General features: G+C 43.5%; 2 protein-coding genes and 1 pseudogene. 1 reads left to right on the top strand and 2 read right to left on the bottom strand.

From position 1 onward, the window contains the following. Positions 1–181: pseudogene (locus B3180_RS11115) on the top strand (tetratricopeptide repeat protein); the annotation flags it as partial. A gap of 19 nt (positions 182–200) precedes the next feature. On the opposite strand, the gene B3180_RS11110 reads toward B3180_RS11115, so the two are convergent. After that, positions 201–782, bottom strand: a complete 582-nt coding sequence (locus B3180_RS11110) for a YceI family protein (protein ID WP_054490502.1) — start codon at positions 780–782, stop codon at positions 201–203. Positions 783–784: 2 nt separating this feature from the next. Continuing rightward, a complete protein-coding gene (locus B3180_RS11105) occupies positions 785–1,333 on the bottom strand; it encodes a cytochrome b (RefSeq protein WP_222236036.1) in 549 nt (182 codons plus the stop codon). Between the last annotated feature and the right edge of the window lie 205 nt (positions 1,334–1,538).

Raw genomic sequence — 1,538 nt, 5'->3', positions numbered from 1 at the left:
GTATGCTCTGGCGCAAATTGCGATGGACAATCAGGACTTCTCGTTAGCGCAGCGAGCGTTGAAGAAACTAGCGGAGATTGAGCCTAGCAGTCATGTTTATCGTCTTTTAGGCGATGCTTACCATGCGCTGGGCGATAGCCAATTAGCAGCTAACGCCTACAAAGAGGCGTTAGCTCACTAACTTAAGGTTGGTGCTGTGATTATTGACGTACACCTTCAATAGACAGCATCAACTGTACTTCTTTGGCGTCAGGGCCTAAGTTGTAGTCAATTCCATAGTCCGCCAGGGTTAAATCAACTTCGCCCGCAAAACCGCGGCGGAATCCGCCCCATGGATCTTCGCCTGCGCCGATATGCTCAACATCGATAGCGATTTCTTTGGTAACACCGTTAAGCGTGAATTCACCATGCAGAGTACCTTCCTCTTTATCGTCTTCATCCGGTACGTATTTGGTGCTTTTAAATGTCGCCGTCGGATGATCAGATACGCTTAAGAAGTCGTCTCCACGTAAATGCTTGTCACGCTCAGCATGGTTTGTATCAACGCTGGAAGTATCGATGGTTACGTTCACTGACGCATTTTCAGGGGCATCTTCGTCGTAACTAAAAGACCCTTCAAAATCATTAAAACGACCATATAACCAACTATAACCTAAATGACTGATTTTAAATTGAATAAAGGCGTGTTGACCCTCAATATCAATTTTATAATCTTCTGCCATAGCTGCCGAAGTAAATAATGCACTACCCGCCACAGCGGCTGCAATTAATGTCTTTTTCATAATTATTTCCTCTTAGTTTTTCCAAACATTCGAATTAGTGTGCTGTCTTTATTAATAAAGTGGTGTTTCATTGCCGCTAAACCATGACCGCCGGCTAAAATCACTAACGCCAACGCGGAATACCAATGCACTTCACCGGCAATGTCTTCTTGTTTTGGTAAATCGGTAATCACAGCAGGCACCGAAAACCAATCAAAAACGCTGATAGAACTGCCGTCTGCGGTGGATATTAAAAAACCGCTGATCATGACCGTAAATAACAGTACATAAAGCAACAAATGGCCTGCCTTAGCACCAACACGTTCCAACCTGCTGCCTAAAGGTTTAGGCTTAGTATTCAATAAAGTCCAGATGACTCGCAGAACAGTTAAAGCAAGTAATACGATACCGAAGGACTTATGCCACCAAGGCCCCAATCGATACCACTCGTCATAATAGGTTAGAGTGAGCATCCACCAGCCAAGGGCGAAAAGCCCGATAACCATCAGAGCCGTTAACCAATGAATAACGATGGTAATGGCACCGTAGCCTGTCTGTGTATTTCTAAACATTGCTTTCATCTCTTTCGTTCGTACAAATAGTATCTTAGTCCAATTATATGAAATGAATATCAGTAAATATCGCCGTTTATTTTCTAAAAAATAGAAACAAAGGTTAGTTTATTAATCAGGAAGGGATGAATAAATGGTAGGTTGGTATGATTTAGGCTTCAAGCTGGTCGGGGGGGAATCGACTCACCTGACGTGAACGTCAGGC

This window comes from Idiomarina sp. UBA4206, assembly GCF_002383015.1.
GTDB classification, from domain to species: Bacteria; Pseudomonadota; Gammaproteobacteria; order Enterobacterales; family Alteromonadaceae; genus Idiomarina; species Idiomarina abyssalis.
Note: the sequence above shows the minus strand (reverse complement) of the source record. Positions and strands in the feature narration are given on the sequence as shown.

Bases quoted from the DNA above. Each gene is read 5' to 3' on its own strand.
- B3180_RS11110 (WP_054490502.1), bottom strand. From the start codon at position 782: ATGAAAAAGACATTAATTGCAGCCGCTGTGGCGGGTAGTGCATTATTT.
- B3180_RS11105 (WP_222236036.1), bottom strand. From the start codon at position 1,333: ATGTTTAGAAATACACAGACAGGCTACGGTGCCATTACCATCGTTATT.